This is a genomic window from bacterium endosymbiont of Bathymodiolus sp. 5 South (assembly GCF_900128535.1).
Classification (GTDB): Bacteria; Pseudomonadota; Gammaproteobacteria; order PS1; family Pseudothioglobaceae; genus Thiodubiliella.
Genome location: NZ_FQTR01000109.1, coordinates 1 through 5,811 on the forward strand (window position 1 = coordinate 1; position 5,811 = coordinate 5,811).

Here is a 5,811-nt window from a genome sequence, read left to right on the forward strand (position 1 = left end):
TTTTGCAGTTACTGTGTATAGAGTAGTATCTTTCACCTCAGTTGGGGTGCCACTGATGGTACAAGTGGTGCTGTTAATACTCAAACCAGCTGGTAGCGCAGGGGTTATTGTACAACTGGCAATCGCACCACCTGAATTGTTAAAAGTAATATCTGTGATGGCAAAATCAATAGTGGCTATTTGGCCTCCAGTATTGGCAATGTTAGGGGTGGGTACCGGAGTGCCTACATGACGAAAGAGACCCCATGTTGTGACTGATCCATCGGCTTTAATGGCAGCAAAGGCACTACCCGTTGAATAAATCTTGGTATAACCACTACCAGAGGGCGCACCTTCACCGCCAAAACGTGAGTTAGCCCATGCCACGATTGTTCCGTCAGCTTTAAGGGCAGCAAAGGCACCATAAGTTGAATAAATCTTGGTATAGCCACTATCAGAGGGTGCTATACCTCTAGTACCTGGGCTGCCCCATGATGTGATTGATCCATCGGCTTTAAGGGCGGCAAAACCATTGTTAGTTGAATAAATCTTGGTATAGACGCCATTAGAAGGTGCGCCTTTACCTCCAAAACGCGAGTCACCCCATGCCTTGATTGATCCGTCAGCTTTAAGGGCAGCAAAGGCTCTTGCAGTTGAATAAATCTTAGTGTAGCCACTATCAGTGGGTGCGCCTGTACCTCCTCCATGACCCGAATCACCCCATACCTTGATTGATCCATCAGCTTTAAGAGCGGCAAAGGCACCACTAGTTGAATAAATCTTGGTGTAGACGCCATTACCATTAGAGGGTACTCTTCTACCTCCTGTACCCGCACGACCCCACACCTTGATTGATCCATCAGCTTTAAGGGCGGCAAAGGCAGACCAAGTTGAATAAATCTTGGTATAGCCACTACCAGCGGGCACATCTTTGCCTCCAAAACTTGAATCACCCCACGCCTCGATTGATCCATCAGCTTTAAGGGCGGCAAAGGCACCACCCGTTGAATAAATCTTGGTATAGACGCCATTAGAGGGTGTATCTACACCTCCAAAACGCGGGTCACCCCACATCTTGATTGACCCATCGGCTTTATGGGCGGCAAAGGCACCAAAAGTTGAGTAAATCTTGGTATAGTCATTACCAGCGGGCGCACTTGCGCCTCCAAAACTCGGATCACCCCACGCCTTGATTGAGCCATCAGCTTTAAGGGCGGCAAAGGCACGCGCATTTGAATAAATCTTGGTATAGTCATTACCAGCGGGCGCACCTGCACCTCCAGAGCTTGAGGTGCCCCATGCCTTGATTGAGCCGTCGGCTTGAAGAGTGGCAAAGGCATCGTAGTTGGGGTGATTTGACACATTCTGATATCCATCATTATCATTATAGGCACTAGAAACATCCACCTCGGTAAAACGGTTTAGTTTGCTAATGATAGGGTCTTGTGCATTCACCGTTAAAGAAAAGCTAGCATTATCAGCATTATCTATGGCATTTTTTGCAGTTACCATGTATAGAGTAGTAGTTCTTACCTCAGTTGGGGTACCACTGACGGTACAAGTTGTATTGTCAATACTCAAGCCCGCTGGTAGCGCAGGGGCCACTGTGCAACTGGCAATCGTACTACCTGAATTGCTAAAAGTAATGTCGGTGATGGTAGAACCAATAATAGCTACCTGGTCTGCACCTGCAGCATTCGCAAGATTAGGAGGCATTGTACTTCCATCAGATGAGGAGCCCCACGCCGCGATTGAGCCATCGGCTTTAACGGCGACAAAGGCTCTAAAATTTGAATAAATCTTAGTATAACTATTACCAGAGGGTGCACCTGTGCCTCCAGAATCTGAGGCACCCCACACTGCGATTGTTCCATCGGTTTTAATGACAGCAAAAGCAGAATCAGTTGAATAAATCTTGGTATAACCACTACCAGCGGGTGCACCTATACCGCCATAACGTGAGTCACCCCACGCCTTGATTGACCCATCGGCTTTAAGGGCAGCAAAGGCGCCATTGTTTGAATAAATCTTGGTATAGACGCCAGTAGAGGGTGCACCTACGCCTCCATGATCTATACCCCACGCCGTGATTGACCCATCGGCTTTAAGGGCGGCAAAGGCATGTTCGGTTGAATAAATCTTGGTATAGACACCAGTAGAGGGTGCATTCATGCCTCCATCAAACGAATAACCCCACGCCGTAATTGAACCATCAGTTTCAATGACAGCAAAGGCACCACCCGTTGAATAAATCTTGGTATAGCCACTACCAGCGGGCGCACCTGTACCTCCATAACGTGAGCTACCCCACGCCTTGATTGACCCATCGACTTTAAGGGCAGCAAAGGCACTCCTAGTAGAGTAAATTTTGGTATAGTCATTACCAGAGGGTGCACTTGCACCTCCAGAATCTGGGTTACCCCACACCTTGATTGATCCATCGGCGTTAAGAGCGGCAAAGGCACTATTACTTGAATAAATCTTGGTATAACCACTACCAGAGGGTGATATGCCTCCAGAACCCGAGTCACCCCACGCCTTGATTGACCCATCGGCTTTAAGGGCAGCAAAGGCTCTCTCGGTTGAATAAATCTTGGTATAACCACTACCAGAGGGTGATGTACCGCCAGAACCCGAGTCACCCCACGCCTCAATTGACCCATCGGCTCTAAGGGCAGCAAAGGCATATGCGGTTGAATAAATCTTAGTATAACCGTTATCAGCAGGCGCACCTGAGCCTCCAGAATTTGAGTTGCCCCACGCCATGATTGAGCCATTGGTTTGAAGAGTGGCAAAGGCGTTGTAGTTGGGGTGATTTGACGCATTATAAAATCCATCATTATCATTATAGGCACTAGAAAAATCCATCTCAGCAAAGCGGTTTGGTTCAATGTTATCTTTGCCTGCAATGGTATTGATTGAGACAACGAGGGCTATTTTTAATAATAGAAGACGAGTAAAACTTGTGTTAAAAGATATTGAATTCATTAGGTGCCCTTATGTTTTAATATTTTAAGATTATAGTTGATGTTATCAAGATAAGTTTTTTAATTATTCAATTTTCTCAAGATGGTTAGTCACCGTGTTAATTACCTTATTCCAACCAACACCAGTCAGTGCCGTCATTCGGTAGCACAGCTAACCACTGAAAAAGCTAAGTTTTTAAATCTCGTCATTGCAAACGAATCAAAGTGTTTAATTTTTAATACAACGAATACTCTTGCCCTCGGAGCGCTCAACATTGTAGAATGCTGGATGAGTACTGTGCTTGCCGAAGTACAAATAACGAGCATACCGATACAACTGACTATCAGGAACAGAACGAGTCCAGTAGTAGGCAACATCACCAATATTGCCAAGTCTGCCAGTCCATCTAAGACGAGTACCAGCAACTGGCAACTTCAGTACCGAGTTAAAAGCACTTGCTGCTGGATTATTAGTCGTATCCCAAATATCTTTTTCTGCCTTTAGTTGCACCTCAGTTGGCACATTAAAACCCGTAGGGCAAACACCACTACCATCAGTCTTGGCAAGGAATGCACTACGCAAAGCACCATCATCATCTATATTTGGAAGCATCCAATCATAAAAACTTTGTGAATCAGTTGTGGTAATAAAATCTGCATGACCTGGGGTGGTATTTGTCGCAAGCGTTGCTGTGATAGCAGATGTTCTTATTTGATGTCCATCTGCAGGTCTGCCCCATTGGTACAAATCACCATAGGATGCTGGATCGGTAGAACTGGTTGCCACTTGGCTGGCACCTAAGTTTCTATCCATCCATACTTGACCTGTTGACGAAGTAACCTGACCAAATTTAAAAGCATGTGCGGTAGCAGCGGCGGGTATAGGGTTACTAAAAGATTCAACATTACCATTGATTGCCGTTACCACATAATAAACGGTGGCTGCACCACTTAGCGTTATAGTAATACTGGTAGCAGTGGTATCAGTGGAGGTCGCTGCTGGACTGTATGCCGAAAATTGACTAGGGTCGCTATTGCCTGCCTTTGCAAAGGTGATATCGGTTGTTTGATAAACCCTATAAGCAGTTGCACCAGTTACCCTAGCCCATGATAGGGTTATTTCATTAGGGGCGCCTGTGGCAACTGCAGTTAATGTTGCAGGGACTGAGTCTGCCAGTAATATCTCTAAATCAACCGTTGCAATAGCACTTTGACCTATTGTGTTGGTGGCTGTTACTGTGTATAGAGTAGAAGCCCTCAGCTCAGTTGGGGTACCACTGATGGTACAAGTTGCACTGTCAATACTCAAACCAGTTGGTAGTGCAGGAGCTACTGCACAACTGGCAATCGCACCCCCTGAATTGCTAAAAGTAATGTTTTTGATAGCGGAACCAATAATAGCTAGTTGGTTTACACCTGCAGCATTCGCAAGATTAGGGGCGAGTGTAGTGCCTTCAGCAGATGAGGTGCCCCACGCCGTGATTGTTCCATCGGCTTTAAAGGCAGCAAAGGCAAACATAGTTGAATAAATCTTAGTATAGCCACTACCAGCAGGCGCACCTGTGCCTCCATAGCGTGAGTGACCCCACGCTGTGATTGTTCCATCGGCTTTAAGGGCGGCAAAGGCATACTTAGTTGAATAAATCTTAGTATAGCCACTACCAGCAGGCGCACCTGTGCCTCCATAGAGTGAGTGACCCCACGCTGTGATTGATCCATCGGCTTTAAGGGCGGCAAAGGCATACTTAGTTGAATAAATCTTAGTATAGCCACTACCAGAGGGTGCACTCGTGCCTCTAGCATATGAGGCACCCCACACCGTGATTGACCCATCAGCTTTAAGAGCAGCAAAGGCACCATCAGTTGAATAAATCTTAGTATAGCCACTATCAGAGGGCGCACCTGTGCCTCCAGAACCTGAGCTACCCCACGCCTTGATTGACCCATCGGCTTTAAGAGCAGCAAAGGCATATCCAGTTGAATAAATCTTGGTATAACCGCTACCAGAGGGCGCACCTGTGCCTCCAGAACCTGAGCTACCCCACGCCTTGATTGATCCATCAGCTTTAAGAGCAGCAAAGGTACTCAAAGTTGAATAAATCTTGATATAGTTATTACCAGAGGGTGCGCCTGTGCCTCCATAATTTGAGTCACCCCACGCTTTGATTGACCCATCAGCTTTAAGAGCAGCAAAGGCACCATCAGTTGAATAAATCTTAGTGTAATCACTACCAGAGGGTGCACTCGTGCCTCCAGCATATGAGGCACCCCACGCCGTGATTGACCCATCGGCTTTAAGAGCAGCAAAAGCATATTCAGTTGAATAAATCTTGGTATATCCACTACCAGAGGGTGCACTCGTGCCTCCAGCATATGAGGCACCCCACGCTGTAATTGAGCCATCGGTTTTAGTGGCAGCAAAGGCATACCCATTTGAATAAATCTTAGTATAACCACTACCAGCGGGTTCACCTGTGCCTCCATAACTTGAATGACCCCACGCCTTGATTGAGCCATCGGCTTGAAGAGTGGCAAAGGCAAAGGCGTTGGGGTGATTTGACGCATTATAAAATCCACCATTATCATTATTGGCACTAGAAGTATCCACCTCAGTAAAGCGGTTTAGTCCAACGCTACTTCCGCCTGCAACGGCTGTGCTGATTGAGACAACAAGGGCTACTTTAAATAATAGAAGGCGAGTAAAATTTGTATTGAAAGATATTGAGTTCATTAGGTCCGCCTTATTTTTTAATATTTTGAGGCCTTTGCATAAATAGGGATGATTAGCAAAATCCAATTTTTGCCCAATGGGTGATTTCTTTAAACCTTGTCCTAGCAGGGCTAAGGCTGGGTTTAAAAAATCGCC

Annotated in this window: 2 protein-coding genes; both read right to left on the minus strand. The window is 46.2% G+C overall.

Features of this window, described 5'->3' with window-relative positions:
* A partial coding sequence (locus tag BBROOKSOX_RS08460) for a putative Ig domain-containing protein (RefSeq protein WP_180323931.1) occupies nt 1-2,967 on the minus strand: 2,967 nt, incomplete at its 3' end.
* A 207-nt stretch (nt 2,968-3,174) separates the two neighbouring features.
* A complete protein-coding gene (locus BBROOKSOX_RS08465; RefSeq protein WP_139660979.1) occupies nt 3,175-5,676 on the minus strand; it encodes a putative Ig domain-containing protein in 2,502 nt (833 codons plus the stop codon).
* Nucleotides 5,677-5,811: the final 135 nt, after the last annotated feature.